An 18,926-nucleotide genomic window follows, 5' to 3' on the forward strand; every position below is an offset into this window, starting at 1 on the left:
AAATAAATGAATGAATCGTCTCATCAACGTATCGAAGCACTTGATGCGTTGAGAGGAATGGCGATCCTTGGCATTTTATTGCTCAATATTTCAGGTTTTGCTTTATTAAGAGTGGCTTCATTTAATCCGTTACATTCGGGGGAGGCCTCTTTTGGTGATCGTATAACATGGATGGCATTAAATCTGTTTGCCCAAGGTAAGTTCCTCTTTATTTTTGCATTACTATTTGGTGGTACGCTTTATCTGCTACTACGTAAAGGAACGCGCTTTAATTTATCGCGGCTCGTTGTACTGGCATTGATTGGGGTTATTCACACATTATTTATTTGGGAAGGTGACATTTTATTTCCATATAGCATATGTGGTTTATTTGTTTTTGCGTTTATCAAATCAATAACGATAAAAAACCAATTTATATTGGGAGCGATACTCTATTTTTGTGGCGCACTTATTCTAGGTGTGTTGTTTTATTATTATCGTGATTTTATTGATACCGTTTGGTACAGCACACCATATTCCCAATTGGCTGAATCAGATTGGAAAACAGGGCCTTATTTAAATAGTGTTTATTATCGTTTAAATGAGCTAACTCTGTTTGTTTTTAATCTTGTTCGTCAATACAGTTGGTTTTTGTTCGGTGCAATGCTGATGGGATCAGCATTAATGGCATCAGGTTGGTTGCAGCAGAAATTTAGTCGCGCTCATTATGGTCGTGTAGCACTTTATTTCCTCACAATAAGTTTAAGCTTACAAACGGTTATTGTACTGGTGGATTATTATCTTGATTGGGATTACCGCTGGGCGGCTATTTTAGCACAACCTTTAACAATGCTGATCCAAGTGGTGCAAAGTTTGGGGTATATTGCGCTGTTTTATTGGAGTTGGAATACAATGCGTCACTCTTATTTTGCCTATGCTTTACGTTGTGTAGGAAAAATGGCGCTAACGACCTATTTAATGCAAAGTCTTATCGGCATTATCCTGTTTCAGCGGATGGGATTATTTAATCAATTTACCTTACCTGAACTGATGCCTTTTGTTGTCGTTATTTGGGCAATTAACATTGCTTTTGCCGTAATTTGGCTACGCTATTTTCCACAAGGTCCAATAGAGTGGATTTGGCGTAAATCAGCCTCAAAATTAGCGCAATTCTTTTAGATTTTCTCGTTATTGTTGTCAATTAGAGGAAGTGATTCAACTTCCTCTGGTGAAACTGCGGGATATCCTTTAATGCCATCAGGAATAGATTGTATTGCAGGGATCGTTTCTGGTGGTCCTAAAAAGCGGGGTTCGCGGTTTAGAATATAAACATCAATCATTGCACCTGCTCTTGCAAACACTTCGCGTACACGTACTTTAAACATGCTTTTGGGGGATGCAACCGCAAAGCATTGCGCATCGATTCCTTTTTCTAATGCGATAAAAACAGCACGTTCACAGTGAAAACGCTGAGTAATAATGGTAAATCCATCTGTACCAAATACCTCTTTTGTTCGTACAACTGAATCGAGTGTTCTGAAGCCCGCAAAATCCATCACAATACGAGAGGCAGGAATGCCTGCTTTAATGAGATCTTTACGCATCGTATTTGGCTCATTATAGCTATGTTTTGCATTATCACCGCTTAATAATAAATATTGGATCTTACCACTGTTATAGGCATTAACTGCGCCTTGGATGCGATATTGATAAAATTGATTAATGTAACCGCTGGTATAATATTTTGATGTGCCTAACACCATACCCACTTTTTTAGCGGGCAATGTATCCACATCTTCAAAGATATAAGGATTAGTTTTCCAGCCGATCCAACGATCGCAGGCAATCAAGATGACTGCAAGCAACATAAAAAGTGTGAGAAAGAGATAAATGAGGCGTTTTAGCATGTCCTTGCCTTAATGACGCAAATAAAGAATGACTTTCATAATACGTAAGGCTACTTGAGCAGGAATAGGGAAGCAAGAAAAAAGCGCCTCATATTAAGTAATGACGCGCTTTTCAGAATGGTACTTAGTGTTTCAAGCTACTTAGAACGAGGTTCTTTTGTAAATACGGTACTCTGGTGACCAATAGTTACGTTCAATGGCTTCTTCTAATGCTGAATCAGACGTTACAGTCGCAACACCTTGTACTTGTGCTTCTTTGGCAACTTGTTTTGCGATATAACGCGAAACTTGCTGAATATCAGCCAGTAAAGGTAACAGAGAACCATCACCCTCTTTTGCCATTGGTGAGCAATCTGCTAATGCACGACTTGCAACCATTAACATGGCATCAGTCACACGTTTCGCACCACAGGCAATAACACCTAACCCAATGCCTGGGAAGATATAAGAGTTATTACATTGTGCAATTGGATACTCTTTATCTTTGTATTTAACGGGGGCAAATGGACTACCTGTTGCCACTAAAGCTTGTCCATCAGTCCAATTGATAATATCTTCAGGGCGCGCTTCTACTCGCGAAGTTGGGTTAGATAATGGCATCACGATAGGGCGTTCACAGTGTTTGTGCATTTCACGAATAATTTCTTCAGTGAATAAACCTGCTTGTCCTGAAACACCAATCAAAATAGTTGGTTTTGCATTCTTAACCACTTCTAACAGTGAAATCGCATCGCTTGTGGTTTCCCAATTAGCAATGGTTTCGCTTTTTTGGATAAGTTTGCTTTGGAAATCCAGTAAATTTGGCAGTTTGTCTGTTAATAAGCCGAAACGGTCAACCATAAAGATACGTTCACGTGCTTGCTCATCGCTTAAACCTTCGGATTTCATTTGGGCAATAATTTGCTCAGCAATACCACAACCCGCAGATCCGGCACCTAAGAAAGTGACTGTTTGGTCTTTTAATTGGCGACCCGCAGCACGACTTGCTGCAATTAGGCTACCTAAGGTAACAGATGCAGTGCCTTGAATATCATCGTTAAAGCAACATAGCTCATCACGGTAACGGTTTAATAAAGGCATCGCATTTTTTTGTGCGAAATCTTCAAATTGCAGTAAAACATTTGGCCAGCGACGTTTAACAGCTTGAATAAATTCATCAACGAACTCGTTATATTCATCACCTGTAATGCGAGGATGACGCCATCCCATATATAGAGGATCGTTTAAACGTTGTGGATTATTAGTACCAACATCAAGTACAACAGGCAGTGTGTACGCTGGGCTAATACCACCACACGCAGTATATAAAGAGAGTTTGCCGATAGGTATACCCATACCGCCGATACCTTGGTCACCTAGACCAAGAATACGTTCGCCATCTGTTACAACAATGACTTTTACGTTTTGTTTAGTGGCGTTTTGTAGCATATCGTCGATATTGGCGCGGTTAGGGTAAGAGATAAATAAACCGCGAGCACGACGATAAATATCAGAGAAATGTTCACAAGCTTCACCTACTGTTGGTGTATAAATGATTGGCATCATTTCAGTTAGGTGAGATTCCAATAGACGATAAAACAGGGTTTCATTGGTATCTTGGATATTTCGCAGGTAAATATGTTTATCGTTATCGTTTTTGAAATCAAGATATTGGCGATAAGCGCGTTCAACCTGTTCTTCGATGGTTTCAACTGCTTCAGGCAGTAAACCATGTAAGTTAAAGGTGCTGCGTTCTTCTTCGCTGAAAGCACTACCTTTATTTAACAGGGGAAATTCTAGCAGGATTGGACCTGCATACGGGATGTAGAGAGGGCGTTTACTTTCGTGTTCCAGTTCCATGAAAAATACTCTTGTAAGGCAGTTAGTCACATGACAATTGTAGATCCTACAAAATAATAAAAATATGTACAGCTTATGTTATTTTTTTATGATTTTTATGCTTAGAAATGAGAGATAGATACAGTTGTTACAACTTTTTCTGGTAAGCATCAGCAAAATTTACATGCTGATGCTTTTTTAGGAGAGATTTTTAGAGGGATAAGTTAAAACTTTTTACAAAGTGATGCGTTGCATCTGGCGACAACCTAAAGCTGTTAATGTGGCTTGAGTTGCATCCCATTGCGTTAAAATTGTTTCTGCTTTTTCAATTAAGACGGCAGATTCAATTTCCATCACACTCTCACCGGCCATATTTAATAAAATCAATGCGGCTTGTAATGGCGGTAAGCTTGGGTTAAATGCGGCATTTTCTGCGTAGCTACCTTGGAAAATTTTGCCATTTTTCATTTGAACAGCAATTCCACTGTGAGACTCACTATAAGGTGCATGACTACGATTGGCGGCTTGTAGCGCCTGTTGTGCTAATTCACTATGGTTATCAATTTCGTAACCGTGATTAACTTTATCCATTAATAAAGAGGTGATATTGAGATCCTTTGGACCAAAGCTATCAGGTAAATAATCCCCCAATGTCGCCACTTTTCTACCCGGTAATTGGATTTGAATATGGGTGCCACTGTTGAGTTCGTTCATAAACTGGCGACAATGACCACAAGGTGTATAGTTAACGGTAATTGAAATTAAGCGAGACTCACCACGTAGCCATGCGTGAGTTACCGCACTTTGTTCAGCATGAACAGTTTGTTGTAGTGGGGCGCCAGCAAATTCCATATTGGCACCGAAGTAGAGATTACCACTTTCCCCACGTGAAATAGCACCAACATTGAAATGAGATATCGGTGTCACTGCACAAGCGGCAGCGACGGGTAAAAGTGCGAGAGCTAAGGCATCATCATTACATTGTAATTGTGTTTTTATGGCATTGACCTGTTCTGCCGTGAACATTGCAGGGAATTCATCCTGCTCAAGATAAGGAGCAAGTGCTTGTTGCAACTGAGGGGATAAATCTGACCAAACTGCCTGAAAACGAGTATGCATACATGAGTCTCCCATTAATCTTTTTGTATTATAAGATTCTAGGCATCTTTACCTATTTTTATATGTGATGAAAATCATATTTTCAATGAAACAATTGCAACAAATTCATTAATTGAGAGATGTATCTCAAATTTATAGTAAAAATCCCCGAAATAAATTTAATTAAATCGGGGATTTAGGAATAGAGGGTAAGAAAGATATTAACTATAAAGATGTAAAATAATAGGGAAGATAAACGGAGCAAGTAAAGAGGTAATAATCCCGCATGTCATTAATGCCAATGAACTGTAAGCCCCCTCAATATAATCGACTTCTGCCGCTCTTGCTGTTCCCACTGCGTGCGAAACAGTGCCCATAGCCAAACCACGAGAGGCGTGAGTAGGAATACGCAGTAGCTTAAATAATGTATGACCAAAAATGGCACCTAAAATACCTACTGCAATAACACATGCAGCACTGATTGCAGGAATACCACCTATGGAGTCCGCGACAGCCATTGCTATTGGGGTTGTCACTGATTTAGGTAAGATTGATGCGGCAATTTCAGGTGTTGCACCTGCCCATAAAGCAATGGCTGTGCCACTGACCATCGCAGCAATACTACCAATAAAGCAAATACTGATTAATGATTTCCACTGTGCGCGAATTTGGTGTAATTGCTGATAAAGCGGTATAGCTAAAGCAACAACGGCGGGTTGCAGTAAGTCATTTAAAATTCGACTACCTGCGAAATAATTTTCGTAAGGTACCTTAGTTATTAACAAAATAGGTATAATTACTATAATAGCAATTAGCAGCGGATTTAAAATAGGCAAATTAAATCGGGCCGCCAGCTTACGAGCTAAGTAAAAAATAAAAATACTTAAAGGAAGTGACCACCAAATATTCATCAACATAGCTAACATTTTTTCTTCTCACTTAACGCTTTATCATCGTCTTTCTCTTTTGTTTCAACAATATCTTCAACTTGGTCAGGTTTCGAACCCACGATAACGCGCTCACGATGAACATAGTGTGAGCAATATGCAACGAGTGCCATAACACCAAAGGTACTCACGACGCAGGCTAAAACGATGGGGAAAAGTTGCTGACTTAATAAATCATAATAGTTCATTACGCCAACACCGATAGGGATAAAGAGTAATGACATATTTTTTAAGAGGATATTTGCACCGGGTTTAACCCAACGCACAGGGATAAGCTGAAAAGCAAGTAAACCAAAGAGGATCAGTAAGCCAACAATACTGCCTGGAACCGCGAAGGGTAGAAGGGCTGAAATAAGATTACCAGCAAAGAGACAAAGATAAAGTACCAAAAAAGATCGTAAATAGTGCCAAAGTGTAATCTGCAATCGTGCCCGTTTAGATTTCATAAGTAAGTGTCCCAAATCAACTAACAGAATTATCATACACCGATTTTGAAAGTGTGCTATGGATCACAATAAAAAAAAAGGCGGGGCTCTAATAGAACCCCGCCTTTTATTTGTTTGGCAAATGAGTTTTGGTTGTTATTTCACTTGCTGACCCGGTTTTGCACCAGAATCTGGGCTAAGTAAGAAGATATCTTTATCGCCAGGACCTGCTGCCATTACCATGCCTTCTGAAATACCAAAACGCATTTTACGAGGTGCTAAGTTTGCCACCATTACCGTTAAGCGACCTTCTAACACTTTAGGATCTGGGTATGCTGTACGAATACCGGAAAATACTTGGCGAGTTTCTCCACCTAAGTCCAAAATTAATTTCAGCAGTTTGTCTGAACCTTCAACAAAATCGGCTTGTTTAATTTCAGCGATACGCATATCGATTTTCGCAAAATCATCAAATTTGATGGTTTCTTGAATTGGAGCATCTGCTAATGGGCCTGTTACTTCTTTTACAGGCACAATGGTGCTTTTTGATGCTTCAACCATTGCATTGGCTTTATCCATTTCAATGCGGTTAAACAACGCTTTGAATTTAGTGATCTCTTGACCTAATAGTGGTTGTTCAAGTGCATCCCATGTTAATTGAGTTTGCAAAAATGCTTCTGAACGTTCTGTTAGTGACGGTAAAACGGGTTTCAGGTACGTCATCAACACGCGGAATAGGTTAATTCCCATGGTACAGATTGCTTGTAACTGAGCGTCTTGACCTTCTTGTTTTGCCACTACCCAAGGTGCTTTTTCGTCAATATAACGGTTCGCTTCATCAGCTAATGCCATAATTTCACGAACAGCTTTACCAAATTCACGATTTTCAAATGACTGTGCGATAGTTTCTTTCATATCAACAAAGTGCTGATAAAGTTTAGCATCATCTAAAGAATCAGCTAATTTGCCATCAAATCGCTTGCTGATAAAACCAGCGGTACGTGATGCAAGGTTAACGACTTTATTTACGATGTCGCTATTAACACGTTGAACAAAGTCTTCTAAGTTTAGGTCAATATCGTCAATGCGTGATGAAAGTTTTGCAGCATAGTAATAACGTAGACAATCAGCATCAAAATGATCAAGATAAGCACGCGCTGTAATAAAGGTGCCACGAGATTTTGACATCTTGGCACCATTTACAGTGACATAACCGTGAACAAACAGGTTTGTCGGCTTGCGATATTCACTGCCTTCTAACATTGCTGGCCAGAATAAGCTGTGGAAATAGACGATATCTTTACCAATAAAGTGGTAAAGGTCAGCTTTGCTGTCTTTATTCCAAAACTCGTCAAAACTTAAATCGCCACGTTTTTCACATAAGTTTAAGAATGAACTCATGTAGCCGATCGGTGCATCTAACCATACATAGAAATATTTACCCGGTGCATCTGGAATTTCGAAACCGAAATAAGGTGCATCACGAGTGATATCCCACTGTTGTAAACCGCTGTCAAACCACTCTTGCATTTTATTTGCCACTTGCTCTTGTAGCGCGCCAGAGCGGATCCACTCTTGTAACATGTTGCTAAATGCAGGTAAGTCGAAGAAATAGTGTTCAGTTTCACGCATAACAGGCGTTGAACCTGATACAACAGAACGCGGATTAATTAATTCTGTTGGACTGTAGGTTGAGCCGCAAACTTCACAGTTATCACCATATTGGTCTTGCGCTTTACATTTAGGGCAAGTGCCTTTTACAAAGCGGTCAGGCAAAAACATGCCTTTTTCTTCATCATAAAGCTGAGAAATAGTTTTACTTTTGATGTGACCATTTTTTTTCAGTGCAAGATAAATTTTAGTTGATAATTGGCGACTCTCTTCACTGTGTGTAGAGTGATAATTGTCGTAACTGATATTGAAACCAGCAAAATCCTGCTGATGCTCTTTGCTCATTTCTTCAATCATGGATTCTGGCGTGATACCCAGTTGTTGGGCTTTCAGCATAATAGGTGTGCCGTGAGCATCATCAGCGCAGATGAAATGAACTTCTTTGCCGCGCATTCGTTGATAACGGACCCAGATATCTGCCTGAATATGTTCAAGGATATGACCGAGATGAATTGAACCGTTAGCATAAGGTAACGCGCAGGTTACCAATAATTTATTCGCGACGTGAGACATAGTAAGGATCTTACTTCCATAAAATTAATAAAAGGGACTTTGATGGTAACCGATCCGTCATGATGTCGCTAGGGCAATAATGGAGTTTTTGCAAGAGAAATTTCAGTTGGCAAATTGAGGTAAGGCATTATCGTAGTCATCTACTATCTGATATGATAGATACACTCATATATTTAATAAATAATGAAAACGAGAGGAGCCGGGATGAGTGATAAATCCCCCGAGCAGACCACCCCTGAGATTCTGAACGAAAAAGTTTCAGGTGTCTTGTCTACTTTTGAACACCCAACATTGAAACGTAATCTGCTTTCTCTAAAAGCATTACACCAATGTGCGATGATTGATGATGTTCTTCATATCGAGTTAGTGATGCCGTTTGTTTGGAAAAAACCTTTCCAAACCCTAATTGAAGAAAAGACAGCCGAACTTCGCAATATCACTGGTGCAAAAGCCATTGAATGGAAACTCAAGCATAATATTTCAACCTTACGTCGTGCAAATGATCTGCCTGGCGTTAATGGTGTGCGTAATATTCTTGCAGTGAGCTCTGGTAAAGGTGGCGTTGGTAAATCAAGTACAGCAGTTAACCTTGCATTAGCTCTTGCACAAGAAGGCGCTAAAGTCGGTATTCTTGATGCTGATATTTATGGGCCGTCTATTCCTAATATGTTAGGGACCACGATGGAGCGTCCAACGTCTCCTGATGGACAACATATGGCGCCAATTATGGCGTATGGATTAGCGTCTAACTCTATCGGTTATTTAGTGACTGATGATAATGCGATGGTATGGCGTGGTCCTATGGCGAGCAAAGCGTTAATGCAAATGCTCCAAGATACGTTGTGGCCTGACTTGGATTATCTGGTTATCGATATGCCACCAGGAACAGGCGATATCCAATTAACCTTATCTCAAAATATCCCTGTAACTGCTGCGGTTGTGGTAACAACACCACAAGATATCGCGCTGGTGGATGCAATGAAAGGGATTGTCATGTTTAAGAAAGTCAATGTACCTGTATTAGGTATTATTGAAAACATGAGTGCACATATTTGTAGTAACTGTGGTCACCTTGAACCTATCTTTGGTACTGGTGGTGCCGCTAAATTGGCAGAGAAGTATCATTGTCAATTATTAGGTCAAGTTCCTCTTCATATCTCTTTACGTGAAGACCTAGACCGCGGGCAACCAACAGTGATGCGTGATCCGGAAGGTGAGTTTGCGGATATTTATCGCGAAATCGCGTCTACCGTATCTTCTCAAATGTATTGGGATGGTGATGCAATTCCAACGGAAATTTCTTTCCGCGCAGTGTAATCACAGTAGAATAATGTCTGAAATTATTTGCTGATTAAAATGGAGAGTCATTTGGCTTTCCATTTTTTACATGTGATTTCCGGCTGTTTTTGATAAAAAACAAATAGATTTCTGGTTTTACGCTGGAACCAGAATGATTTCAAAACTATAATCTGCGCTAGCGTAATATTTACATATTATTACGTTATCCCTCTTTTTATTTCAAACCAGGTTTTTTGATTATGGCTGACACAGCACATCAGTGCACAATTGTAGGTATCGCTGGAGCCTCTGCTTCGGGTAAAAGTCTTATTGCAAGCACACTTTACCGTGAGTTAAGAGCGCAAGTAGGTGATCATAATATCGGGGTGATACCAGAAGATTGTTATTATCGCGACCAAAGTGATTTAACAATGGAAGAGCGATATAAGGTCAATTATGACCACCCAAATTCGATGGATCATGCACTTTTATACCAGCATTTGTGCGCATTAAAAGCAGGAAATGCCATCGAACTCCCTCAATACGACTACGTTGCTCATACTCGCAAAGCAGAATCCATTCCTTTTCAACCTAAAAAAGTTATTATCATTGAAGGTATCTTGTTATTAACAGACAAACGCCTGCGTGAAGAGATGGATTTCTCTATCTTTGTTGATACCCCATTAGATATTTGCTTAATGCGCAGGATTAAACGAGATGTGAATGAACGTGGACGTAGCTTAGACTCAGTCATTGAACAATATAATAAAACCGTTCGTCCTATGTTCTTCCAGTTTATTGAACCTTCTAAACAATATGCCGATATTATTGTACCTAGAGGGGGGAAAAACCGCGTTGCGATTGATATTCTGAAAGCAAAAATTGGGCAATTCTGCGAATAATAGATTCATTTTTAGGCAGCTTTCATGCATGATGAAACTGCCTGTTTAACTTGAAGAAGGAAATAAAATGCGATTATGCGACCGTGATATTATTCAGTGGCTGGATGAAGGTAAGTTAGTCATTGAACCCCGCCCGCCTGTCGAGCGAATTAACGGCGCAACAGCAGATGTTTGCTTGGGAAATCAATTTCGTGTTTTCCAAGGTCATACTGCAGCTTATATTGATTTGAGTGGCCCTAAGGCTGAAGTGAATGCTGCGCTAGAGCGTGTAATGAGCGATGAAATAGTTTTGCCTGAAGGTGAAGCATTTTTTCTACATCCTGGTGAATTGGCGTTAGCAGTGACACTTGAGTCAGTCACTTTGCCTGATAATGTTGTTGGATGGTTAGATGGACGCTCATCATTAGCACGCTTAGGCTTGATGGTGCACGTTACTGCACATCGTATTGATCCTGGTTGGCATGGGCAAATCGTATTAGAATTCTTTAATTCAGGTAAACTGCCTCTTGCATTAAGACCGGGTATGGTGATTGGTGCATTAAGTTTTGAACCTATGTCGGGTTCTGCTGATAGACCTTATAATCGTCGTCAAGATGCAAAATATAAAAATCAACAAGGTGCAGTTGGTAGTCGGATTAGTGAAGATTAACTATCTTTATAATCATCATTATCATGTTCACTAAACGGGTAATTATATGAAAAGGTTTTTGACAACACTGGCTATTTTGCTTGTGGTTATTTTGGCAGGCTTGACAGCGTTAGTTTTACTCATTAACCCGAATGATTTCCGTGGATACCTTATTGAAAGGGTTGAGAAACAAAGCGGTTACAAACTCACATTACAAGATGATATGCGTTGGCATGTGTGGCCAAAGTTAAGCATTATCAGTGGTAAAATGTCATTGACAGCACCTGGCGCTGAGATGCCTTTGGTCACAGCAGATAATATGCGTCTTGATGTTGAGTTATTGCCATTACTTTCTCATCAACTTGAAGTAAAAGAAGTTATGCTTAAAGGTGCCGTGGTTCGCCAAACACCTGAAAGTAAGGCAATTCCTAAAATATTACCACCGTCTACTCCTCGAGATATTTCTCGTCAAGTGATTGAACCTAAAACCAATAATTGGCAGTTGAATATTGCCAAAGTGAATATTTCAGATAGCTTAATTATTTGGCAAATGAAAGATGGCGAGCAGCTTAATTTACGTGATATTAATCTATCGTTGAAAACAGACGAGAAAAAACAAGTTAGTCTTGAAATGAGCACGAAAGTGAATCGTGACCGTCGTGAGATCACGCTAAATATTGCCGCTGATGCGGACATGAAAAGCTATCCTTACCAAGTTTCAGGTAATATCACACAGTTAGATTACGCTTTATCAGGAGTCGGGATCCCTGAAAATGGAATTGCAGGAAGTTTAACTTCAGATTTTCATATCAAAAATGAAGGTGTGAGAAAAATCTCACTTAATAATCTAAATCTCACAGCCAATGACAGTCAATTACAAGGCAATGTCAGTGCGGAGTTTGCAAATAAAACACGTTATCAGGTTGATTTAAAAGGTGAACAATTAAATTTAAATACCTTGTTACCAGAGTTAGCAGCGGCTAAAACAACTGAAACTGCATCATTGTCCCCTAAAGATAATAAGACACCATCATCATTTTCATTATTTAACACTGCGCACGCGGCTCCAGCACCAAATGCTACGATTATGGCCAAGCCAGTTATTACTTCAGTAACTATTGAAAATAAAGAATATGATTTAACGCATTGGGGTGATCTTGAATTTACACTGAAATTAGCACTGAATAAGCTTCTTTATAAAGATTTAGAGATTAATGATTTTAAACTTGATGCGCTAAATAATCCTAACTCGCTGAATGTTCAAACTTTAACAGGAAAAATTCTTCAGGGTGATTTTTCACTTCCTACCGTGATTTCTACAAGTATTGTGCCAGCACATATTAGTATGGATATCACAATGAATAATATTCCGTTACAACCTCTACTGCGTGCGTTTAATCAGCCTGAAAATTTCAGTGGATTAATTTCAGCAAAAGGAAATTTAGAAGGAACGGGATATAACCGAAAAGCTTTTTATAATTATTGGCAAGGTACGCTTAATACATCTGTTACTCAATTTAAAATGCAAGGATTAAATGTACCACAGGTTATTCAGCAATCTGTCGCTCAAGCGACGGATAAAGTGATTTACCCTGAAGATGTCGAAAGTTATACCCAAGCAGATAATGTGATTGCCCAATTTAAATTAGCGCCCAAAGGGAAAGTAACCATTAATTCACTTGATGCGCAAGCAGAGGCTTATCAAATTAAAGGGCAGGGTAAAGTTAACCTTCAGCGTCATGATCTTGATGTGATGTTACTGGTTAATATCAAAAAAGGTTGGGGTAAAGAAAACGATTTTATTCGTCAATTGGCTAAAATTGAAATTCCATTAAGGCTCTATGGTGATTGGAATGCTATTCAATATGAACTTAATATTGAAAAATTATTGCGCGACCAATTACAGCAAAAAGCCAAGCAAGCTATCGATAATTGGTTAAATAAACAAGATGCGGAAAGTCCTGAAGTAAAAGCACTTAATCAACTATTGAAGAAAATCTAATTTCACAATTTTTAACTTCATCACACTCTTAATAAAAGCACACTATTTTGATAATTGTGTGCTTTTTGCTTTATATCTATCATTTAATTTATATTTTGAATGAAAAGTAAGCATTCGTGCTATGTATATACAAAAAAATAGTCGTTTTTTTTGATATATGTCATACACTGGAACGTTGCCTTTGGGCAGAGTGTGTCAATCACACTAAACGCAAAAATGATGATAAAAATAAAAAACTTCATTTTATAAATGACTATGTTAGACAGGATAAATAAATGATCGAAATTCTTATCGGCGCCTTCGTTGCTGTTGGTGTTGGACGTTATATTGTAAAAGGCTATTCACCAACAGGTGTTTTAATGACGGGTGGTCTGTTATTACTGATCATCAGCGTTATTATGGGAAGAACCGTTTTACCAGCAAGCGCAACTGCAACAGGTTATGGTTTAATCGATATTGTTGAATATGTGAAAAATCTACTAATGAGCCGTGGTGGCGATTTAGGTATGATGATCATGATACTTTGTGGTTTTGCTTCTTATATGACTCACATCGGCGCTAATGATGTTGTTGTTAAATTAGCATCACGCCCGCTGAAAATGATTAACTCGCCTTATCTGCTAATGGTTGCGGCTTACATTGTTGCATGTTTGATGTCACTGGCTGTTTCATCAGCGACAGGTTTAGGTGTGTTATTAATGGCAACATTGTTCCCTGTTATGGTGAATATGGGAATTAGCCGCGGAGCGGCTGCTGCAATCTGTGCGTCTCCAGCTTCTATTATTTTAGCACCAACATCAGGTGATGTTATTTTAGCCGCAGAAGCGTCTAAAATGCCGCTAATTGATTTCGCATTTAAAACCACATTACCTATCTCTATTGCTGCAATCATTGGTATGTGTATTGCGCACTTCTTCTGGCAACGTTACCTTGACCGCAAAGAGCACATTGAAACTGAAATGTTAGACGTGAATGAAATCAAAACTCACGCACCAAGTTTCTATGCGATTTTACCTTTCACGCCAATTATCGGCGTTCTCGTCTTTGATGGTAAATGGTTGCCAGAATTACATATCGTCGCCATTATTATTATCTGTATGATTTTAGCGGCTGTTATCGAATTTATTCGTAGCTTTAGCGCAAAACAAGTTTTTGAAGGTTTAGAAGTTGCTTATCGCGGCATGGCCGATGCCTTTGCTCAAGTTGTTATGTTATTAGTGGCGGCAGGGGTATTTGCTCAAGGTTTAACAACAGTTGGCTTTATCAATGCGTTAATTGAAGGTGCTCAATCATTAGGTTCGGGGGCGATTGTGATGATGATTGCACTGGTCTTAATTACCATGTTAGCAGCAATGACAACAGGCTCTGGTAATGCGCCATTCTATGCATTTGTTGAATTAATTCCTCGTTTAGCAAGCAATATGGGTGTTAATCCTGCTTACTTAACTATTCCTATGTTACAAGCTTCAAACTTAGGACGTACATTATCACCGGTCTCTGGTGTTGTGGTCGCAGTATCAGGTATGGCAAAAATTTCACCGTTTGAAGTGATGAAACGTGTTTCTGTGCCTGTATTAGTAGGATTGGTTATTGTTATTGTTGCGACTGAAATTCTTGTACCAAGTACACTAGGTTAATTACTAACTCATTAAATTAATCTAAAATTATTGTTTTAAATTTTATTGGCGGGCTTTGTATAAAAATAAAGCCCGCTTTTTTATTGGATAAAATTAAAAAATTATGCCTTCTTATAATACTTATAAATAAACATAATGGATTTATTCTGCTCTCATTTTGAATGATTAGATGTATTTCTATTACAAGCTCTCCATATATAACTAAATTTTTATTTTAAATATTCTATTCATATCCAATCCCGCATTGAAGTTAGATTATTCCTATTTAATTTGCTGTATATAAGGAAAATATTATTTATTGCAAGTGCTGGTAAAAAATGAACTGTAAATACATTACTAATATAAATAAGAATAACTACTTATTTGCTCCTGTATTTTTTACTGTTAAATCACGTTTAAAAACAAACATGTTTAATTTATTTTATGTGTTGTGGTATGTTTGGCTTAAATTACTGGTAAGTATTGTTAAATACGCTTTTTTATTGGCTAAAAATGATGCTATGGGTAATGAATTGACAATCACGCCTTATGTGCTTTGGTTTACAGCAAAGGGCGGTAGTGTGTTTTATAGTGATGAATAGAGGCAATTCACAGTGAATAACCACTAAAAAATACACTACTGATCAATTAAATACATAAAAAGGAGAATGTAAAAATGGAGAATATGGTCAGGTACAATGGACAAAATCGCTATCATCTCAATGTACAAGGTTGTGATGTTTTATTTGATGTTGAACATTTCACGGGTCGTGAAGCAATTAGCGATACCTATCATTATCAAATTACCTTTACTTGCCAAGCTCAGGATTTACAACAGCAACAACTGTTACGTCGTGGTGCGACACTTTCGTTTACCCCTCCCACTCAATAGCATTGCGGAATTAGCCACACAAGAGCCTATCACCAAGCAAGTTCACGGTGTTGTCACCCAATTTCGGCGCCTATCTGGATCAGTAGATGAAGCGCGTTATCAACTCGTCATCGAACCTGTTTTTGCCTTATTACGGCATCAAATTCGCTCTCATCGATTTTTCCTCAATCAATCTGTGCCTGATGTTGTAAGCCAAATTTTACGTGAACATAATTTTAAAGATTGGGAATTTGAATTTACGCTTAAAAATGAATATCCAAAGCGTGAGCAAATTAATCAATATAATGAAAGTGATCGTCAATTTATCGAACGGCTATTGAGTGAAGTTGGTATTTTTTACTCTTTTTATTTACAAGATCAAACCCAAACCGAAGTTATTCATTTTGCCGATCGTCAAAGTGCTTATACCTTTGATAAAACCTTACCACTCAATAGTCCGTCTGGTATGAATGATAATCACCAAGAAAGTGTGTGGGGATTATCATTACATCATCAAGTAGTCGAGCAAAATGTACTAACCAAAGATTACAACCATCGGCAAGCTCAAGACACCTTGATTTCAGCAGTAACGGATATGACTCGTGGCGAAGGTGAGGAGAGATACATTATGGCGAAGTTTATCACTATCAGGCTAGAGATCTTTCTCGCGGTGATAAACTCAATCCAGAAGCCGAAACCGCCAACTTTTGAGCACGACTTGATCATGAGCGTTTTTTAACTCGACAAACGCGCTTAAAAGGTGAAAGTAATGCTGACTTTTTATCACCGCTACAAGTGCTTTCCATTACTGACAGCACAATACCTTCATCATTACCTTCCTTATTTCAATCCCCTATTTTAATCACTCGTCTACGTTTTAGTGGTGAATATGTATTAAAGAGTGAGCAAACAGGAGAACCATTACCTTTCACTTCTTATAAAATCACAACAGAAGAAAGAGAAGAATATAATGGCGTTTCTGATAAAGATGGAAAACACTAACTATCTATACTTCTTATCCCAACTCATTAGAAATTGAATTTCCTGATACTATTCACGATGAGCAATTCAAAGCAACTAATATATCAACAGGAAAACCTATTCCTAATTATCCTTATTATATGACATTAGATAATGGTAAGGTTTTATTTGGATATACAGACAATATGGGATTAACAAAGCGATTTGAAACAGGTATTGAATCTGATATTAAAATTTTATGGGGAGATGAGGCATTAGAAAAAATAGAACAAGGAGAAGAGAATGCCTAATAAATAAACAACAGCTAAAACTACCAGCTATTCAAATTCAATAAAAACAGTTTCCCGTGCTGTTTTACAATTTGAGCAATTATGGGATGCTTATCCAACTTCAACAATAGAACACAAAGATCCTAAAACGCGAGATGATATTTTTTCAGATAACTGTGCTATACATGTCAGTGAAGCACTATACCAATGTGGGATACTCATGAGGAGTTTCCGTGGTACTCGTTGTTGGCATTGCCCAACACCTGACGATAAAACAAAAAAAGAGATACATGCAATTAGGGCACAAGAATTAAGTAAATATTTACAAAATCAACCTTTTGCAGGTTGTCCTAAAGCAATAGAATTAACTGGGAGTTCATACGAAAGCGTAATATCAGATAAAACTGGCATTATATTCTTTCAAGATTATTGGTTACGGGCAGGAGAAAAAACAGCAACAGGAGACCATATTGATTTATGGAATAAAGGTGAATTAGCCGGTAGTGGAACAATAGGCTCTTTTTTTAGAGTGACTTTTCCTAATTTTACAGAAAGTTTTACTGATTTATTTGGTTCAAATGTACGAGTAACATCCCTTGAAAAAGCAAAAAAAGTTCTTTTTTGGGAGATTTTATGAATAAATGTATTTTAAGTACTTTATCAATTTTAATTATTTCATTTTATTCTTTAATCCTATTGTTATCGTTTGATGGTTTTCAACGAAATAGTAAAATTAATAATTTATTAAATGAGCTTCCGTCATTTTTTACTCCTACTTATTCTTTTATTTTTTTATTTATAATAATAATAATATTAAATACAATAGCATTTTCTCTATTTAAACAATTTAGAATGAAAGTTAGAACAGTAATAATACCTTCATTTTTCATTTCATTGATTATTTATTTTACTATCTTGTTAACCCCAGTTTTAAATAATTACTTATATGAAAGATATATTTTTATTTTTTATAATGGGGTTATTTATAATGGCGAAGAACGTACACAACAAGTTTTTTCTTTTATATTTAGAATGTTCATATTAATTTCCGTTTTAAGTATTCTAGTAATAAGCTTTTTTAAAAAGGTAAAAAGGTAAAAAGGTAAAAAGGTAAAAAGGTAAAAAGGTAAAAAGGTAAAAAGGAAAAATTTATAAGGAAATAAATATGTTTTCTAATAACACATCTTCCGTTTGCCAGACTAAATTGGCTTTCTTGGTAATACTTTTGGTTTTATCTGGGCAGGCTTAGTTCAACTTCCATTAGATACAATAGGGGCTATATCAGGAGATCCTTTTTGGCATCATGGTGAATTAGTTTGCTTTTTTAAAATATCGCAACATATTGAATATTTAGTTTGTCACGATTATACCTTACAATTATATTGCCGTCGAGAAACTAGCCCACTACCTTATAAAGTAAAGCTTTTTCTTGTTCCATCGTTAGCAAAGCTAGCGAATGAACAAGCGAGAGTTAATCAAGAGACATTAATGAAAGAAGATAACCTCGATGATCTGTTCCCCTCCAATACAAATCCATTGTTAGATAGCTTTACAAATCCTATGAATCATTCTATGTCAGGTATGTATGTTCCTTATTTAAACAATGAATTATTAGAAGCTTCTTGGCCAGAGCTAGAATTACAGCGCAAACTTGCACGACAAAAGTTTAAAGAACAAATACAACAATACACTAATAGAAATGATACTGATCAAACTAGGATTTCCCCAAAAAGAGTTGCAAGAGATAAATGTTTTTTAGGTATGCAAGAATTAGTTTCAAGTACCCTTAATATCACAAAATCAATTCCTGGAGGCGAAAATGCCCTTATCCGTTTTAGAAGCAAAGCCATGGAAGAATATGAGCCGTTATAAATGGATTTTTTTATTTTTTTTCATTATTATTCAAGGTTGTGCACCTCGTAGTGATAAAAATAAAACATTGTCTCCCCCAGCTGATACGGAGTGGGTTACCGTCGGGATTAAACTTCCAGCAGGCATTGAGGCATTACCTTTAAATGTAC

General features: G+C 37.7%; 17 protein-coding genes and 1 pseudogene. 12 read left to right on the forward strand and 6 right to left on the reverse strand.

The window, feature by feature from the left end; genetic code table 11:
* The first annotated feature begins 6 nt into the window (after nucleotides 1-6).
* Nucleotides 7-1,158, forward strand: a complete 1,152-nt coding sequence (gene yeiB / locus DK861_RS15805) for a DUF418 domain-containing protein YeiB (protein ID WP_109400722.1) — start codon at nucleotides 7-9, stop codon at nucleotides 1,156-1,158.
* Here the strand turns inward: yeiB and sanA are convergent.
* The 6 genes from sanA to metG form a co-directional block, all read right to left on the reverse strand.
* The gene (gene sanA, locus DK861_RS15810) at nucleotides 1,155-1,886 is read right to left on the reverse strand and encodes an outer membrane permeability protein SanA (RefSeq protein WP_109400723.1); all 732 of its coding nucleotides are present in this window, start codon (nucleotides 1,884-1,886) and stop codon (nucleotides 1,155-1,157) included. The two genes, yeiB and sanA, sit on opposite strands and share 4 nt — an antisense overlap.
* Before the next feature lie 141 nt (nucleotides 1,887-2,027).
* On the reverse strand, nucleotides 2,028-3,725 hold the full coding sequence (locus tag DK861_RS15815; RefSeq protein WP_109400724.1) for an NAD-dependent malic enzyme: 1,698 nt from the start codon (nucleotides 3,723-3,725) through the stop codon (nucleotides 2,028-2,030).
* Between the two features lie 213 nt (nucleotides 3,726-3,938).
* The gene (gene cdd, locus DK861_RS15820; RefSeq protein WP_072062860.1) at nucleotides 3,939-4,823 is read right to left on the reverse strand and encodes a cytidine deaminase; all 885 of its coding nucleotides are present in this window, start codon (nucleotides 4,821-4,823) and stop codon (nucleotides 3,939-3,941) included.
* Between the two features lie 200 nt (nucleotides 4,824-5,023).
* Nucleotides 5,024-5,719 carry a CidB/LrgB family autolysis modulator gene (locus tag DK861_RS15825; protein WP_109400733.1) on the reverse strand — a complete coding sequence of 232 codons (696 nt, stop codon included), beginning with the start codon at nucleotides 5,717-5,719 and terminating at the stop codon, nucleotides 5,024-5,026.
* A 2-nt stretch (nucleotides 5,720-5,721) separates the two neighbouring features.
* Entirely contained in the window at nucleotides 5,722-6,195 is a 474-nt protein-coding gene (locus tag DK861_RS15830; protein WP_072063009.1) for a CidA/LrgA family protein, read from the reverse strand.
* Nucleotides 6,196-6,330: 135 nt separating this feature from the next.
* Entirely contained in the window at nucleotides 6,331-8,358 is a 2,028-nt protein-coding gene (gene metG, locus DK861_RS15835) for a methionine--tRNA ligase (RefSeq protein ID WP_109400725.1), read from the reverse strand.
* A 204-nt stretch (nucleotides 8,359-8,562) separates the two neighbouring features.
* On the opposite strand from metG, the gene apbC reads away from it, so the two are divergent.
* The 11 genes and pseudogenes from apbC to DK861_RS15885 all read left to right on the forward strand — a co-directional run bounded on the left by apbC (nucleotide 8,563) and on the right by DK861_RS15885 (nucleotide 18,777).
* Nucleotides 8,563-9,675, forward strand: coding sequence for an iron-sulfur cluster carrier protein ApbC (apbC, locus tag DK861_RS15840; protein ID WP_072062858.1), 1,113 nt, complete (start codon nucleotides 8,563-8,565; stop codon nucleotides 9,673-9,675).
* A 221-nt stretch (nucleotides 9,676-9,896) separates the two neighbouring features.
* The gene (gene udk, locus DK861_RS15845) at nucleotides 9,897-10,538 is read left to right on the forward strand and encodes a uridine kinase (RefSeq protein ID WP_109400726.1); all 642 of its coding nucleotides are present in this window, start codon (nucleotides 9,897-9,899) and stop codon (nucleotides 10,536-10,538) included.
* A gap of 67 nt (nucleotides 10,539-10,605) precedes the next feature.
* A complete protein-coding gene (gene dcd / locus DK861_RS15850; protein ID WP_006537532.1) occupies nucleotides 10,606-11,187 on the forward strand; it encodes a dCTP deaminase in 582 nt (193 codons plus the stop codon).
* Nucleotides 11,188-11,233: 46 nt separating this feature from the next.
* Nucleotides 11,234-13,168 carry an outer membrane assembly protein AsmA gene (gene asmA / locus DK861_RS15855; RefSeq protein ID WP_109400727.1) on the forward strand — a complete coding sequence of 645 codons (1,935 nt, stop codon included), beginning with the start codon at nucleotides 11,234-11,236 and terminating at the stop codon, nucleotides 13,166-13,168.
* 275 nt (nucleotides 13,169-13,443) lie between these two features.
* Entirely contained in the window at nucleotides 13,444-14,805 is a 1,362-nt protein-coding gene (gene dcuC, locus DK861_RS15860; protein ID WP_006537527.1) for an anaerobic C4-dicarboxylate transporter DcuC, read from the forward strand.
* 407 nt (nucleotides 14,806-15,212) lie between these two features.
* A complete protein-coding gene (locus DK861_RS15865; protein WP_204101278.1) occupies nucleotides 15,213-15,386 on the forward strand; it encodes a hypothetical protein in 174 nt (57 codons plus the stop codon).
* Between the two features lie 74 nt (nucleotides 15,387-15,460).
* Nucleotides 15,461-16,537: pseudogene (locus tag DK861_RS15870) on the forward strand (phage late control D family protein); the annotation flags it as partial.
* Between the two features lie 239 nt (nucleotides 16,538-16,776).
* Nucleotides 16,777-16,926, forward strand: coding sequence for a hypothetical protein (locus tag DK861_RS18235; protein WP_162556788.1), 150 nt, complete (start codon nucleotides 16,777-16,779; stop codon nucleotides 16,924-16,926).
* A gap of 139 nt (nucleotides 16,927-17,065) precedes the next feature.
* Complete coding sequence (locus tag DK861_RS15875) at nucleotides 17,066-17,542, forward strand: type VI secretion system amidase effector protein Tae4 (protein ID WP_275425651.1); 477 nt, start codon at nucleotides 17,066-17,068, stop codon at nucleotides 17,540-17,542.
* The gene (locus DK861_RS15880) at nucleotides 17,539-18,003 is read left to right on the forward strand and encodes a hypothetical protein (RefSeq protein ID WP_109400730.1); all 465 of its coding nucleotides are present in this window, start codon (nucleotides 17,539-17,541) and stop codon (nucleotides 18,001-18,003) included. The genes DK861_RS15875 and DK861_RS15880 overlap by 4 nt, the downstream gene beginning before the upstream one ends.
* Nucleotides 18,004-18,393: 390 nt before the next feature.
* The gene (locus DK861_RS15885; RefSeq protein ID WP_109400731.1) at nucleotides 18,394-18,777 is read left to right on the forward strand and encodes a hypothetical protein; all 384 of its coding nucleotides are present in this window, start codon (nucleotides 18,394-18,396) and stop codon (nucleotides 18,775-18,777) included.
* Nucleotides 18,778-18,926 lie beyond the last annotated feature (149 nt).

The organism is Proteus sp. TJ1640, from assembly GCF_003144445.1.
GTDB lineage: Bacteria > Pseudomonadota > Gammaproteobacteria > Enterobacterales > Enterobacteriaceae > Proteus > Proteus penneri.

Excerpts from the sequence above, each read along its gene's own strand:
- yeiB (WP_109400722.1), top strand. The coding sequence starts at position 7 with ATGAATGAATCGTCTCATCAACGTATCGAAGCACTTGATGCGTTGAGA.
- sanA (WP_109400723.1), bottom strand. The coding sequence starts at position 1,886 with ATGCTAAAACGCCTCATTTATCTCTTTCTCACACTTTTTATGTTGCTT.
- DK861_RS15815 (WP_109400724.1), bottom strand. The coding sequence starts at position 3,725 with ATGGAACTGGAACACGAAAGTAAACGCCCTCTCTACATCCCGTATGCA.
- cdd (WP_072062860.1), bottom strand. The coding sequence starts at position 4,823 with ATGCATACTCGTTTTCAGGCAGTTTGGTCAGATTTATCCCCTCAGTTG.
- DK861_RS15825 (WP_109400733.1), bottom strand. The coding sequence starts at position 5,719 with ATGTTGATGAATATTTGGTGGTCACTTCCTTTAAGTATTTTTATTTTT.
- DK861_RS15830 (WP_072063009.1), bottom strand. The coding sequence starts at position 6,195 with ATGAAATCTAAACGGGCACGATTGCAGATTACACTTTGGCACTATTTA.
- metG (WP_109400725.1), bottom strand. The coding sequence starts at position 8,358 with ATGTCTCACGTCGCGAATAAATTATTGGTAACCTGCGCGTTACCTTAT.
- apbC (WP_072062858.1), top strand. The coding sequence starts at position 8,563 with ATGAGTGATAAATCCCCCGAGCAGACCACCCCTGAGATTCTGAACGAA.
- udk (WP_109400726.1), top strand. The coding sequence starts at position 9,897 with ATGGCTGACACAGCACATCAGTGCACAATTGTAGGTATCGCTGGAGCC.
- dcd (WP_006537532.1), top strand. The coding sequence starts at position 10,606 with ATGCGATTATGCGACCGTGATATTATTCAGTGGCTGGATGAAGGTAAG.
- asmA (WP_109400727.1), top strand. The coding sequence starts at position 11,234 with ATGAAAAGGTTTTTGACAACACTGGCTATTTTGCTTGTGGTTATTTTG.
- dcuC (WP_006537527.1), top strand. The coding sequence starts at position 13,444 with ATGATCGAAATTCTTATCGGCGCCTTCGTTGCTGTTGGTGTTGGACGT.
- DK861_RS15865 (WP_204101278.1), top strand. The coding sequence starts at position 15,213 with ATGTTTAATTTATTTTATGTGTTGTGGTATGTTTGGCTTAAATTACTG.
- DK861_RS18235 (WP_162556788.1), top strand. The coding sequence starts at position 16,777 with ATGACATTAGATAATGGTAAGGTTTTATTTGGATATACAGACAATATG.
- DK861_RS15880 (WP_109400730.1), top strand. The coding sequence starts at position 17,539 with ATGAATAAATGTATTTTAAGTACTTTATCAATTTTAATTATTTCATTT.
- DK861_RS15885 (WP_109400731.1), top strand. The coding sequence starts at position 18,394 with ATGAAAGAAGATAACCTCGATGATCTGTTCCCCTCCAATACAAATCCA.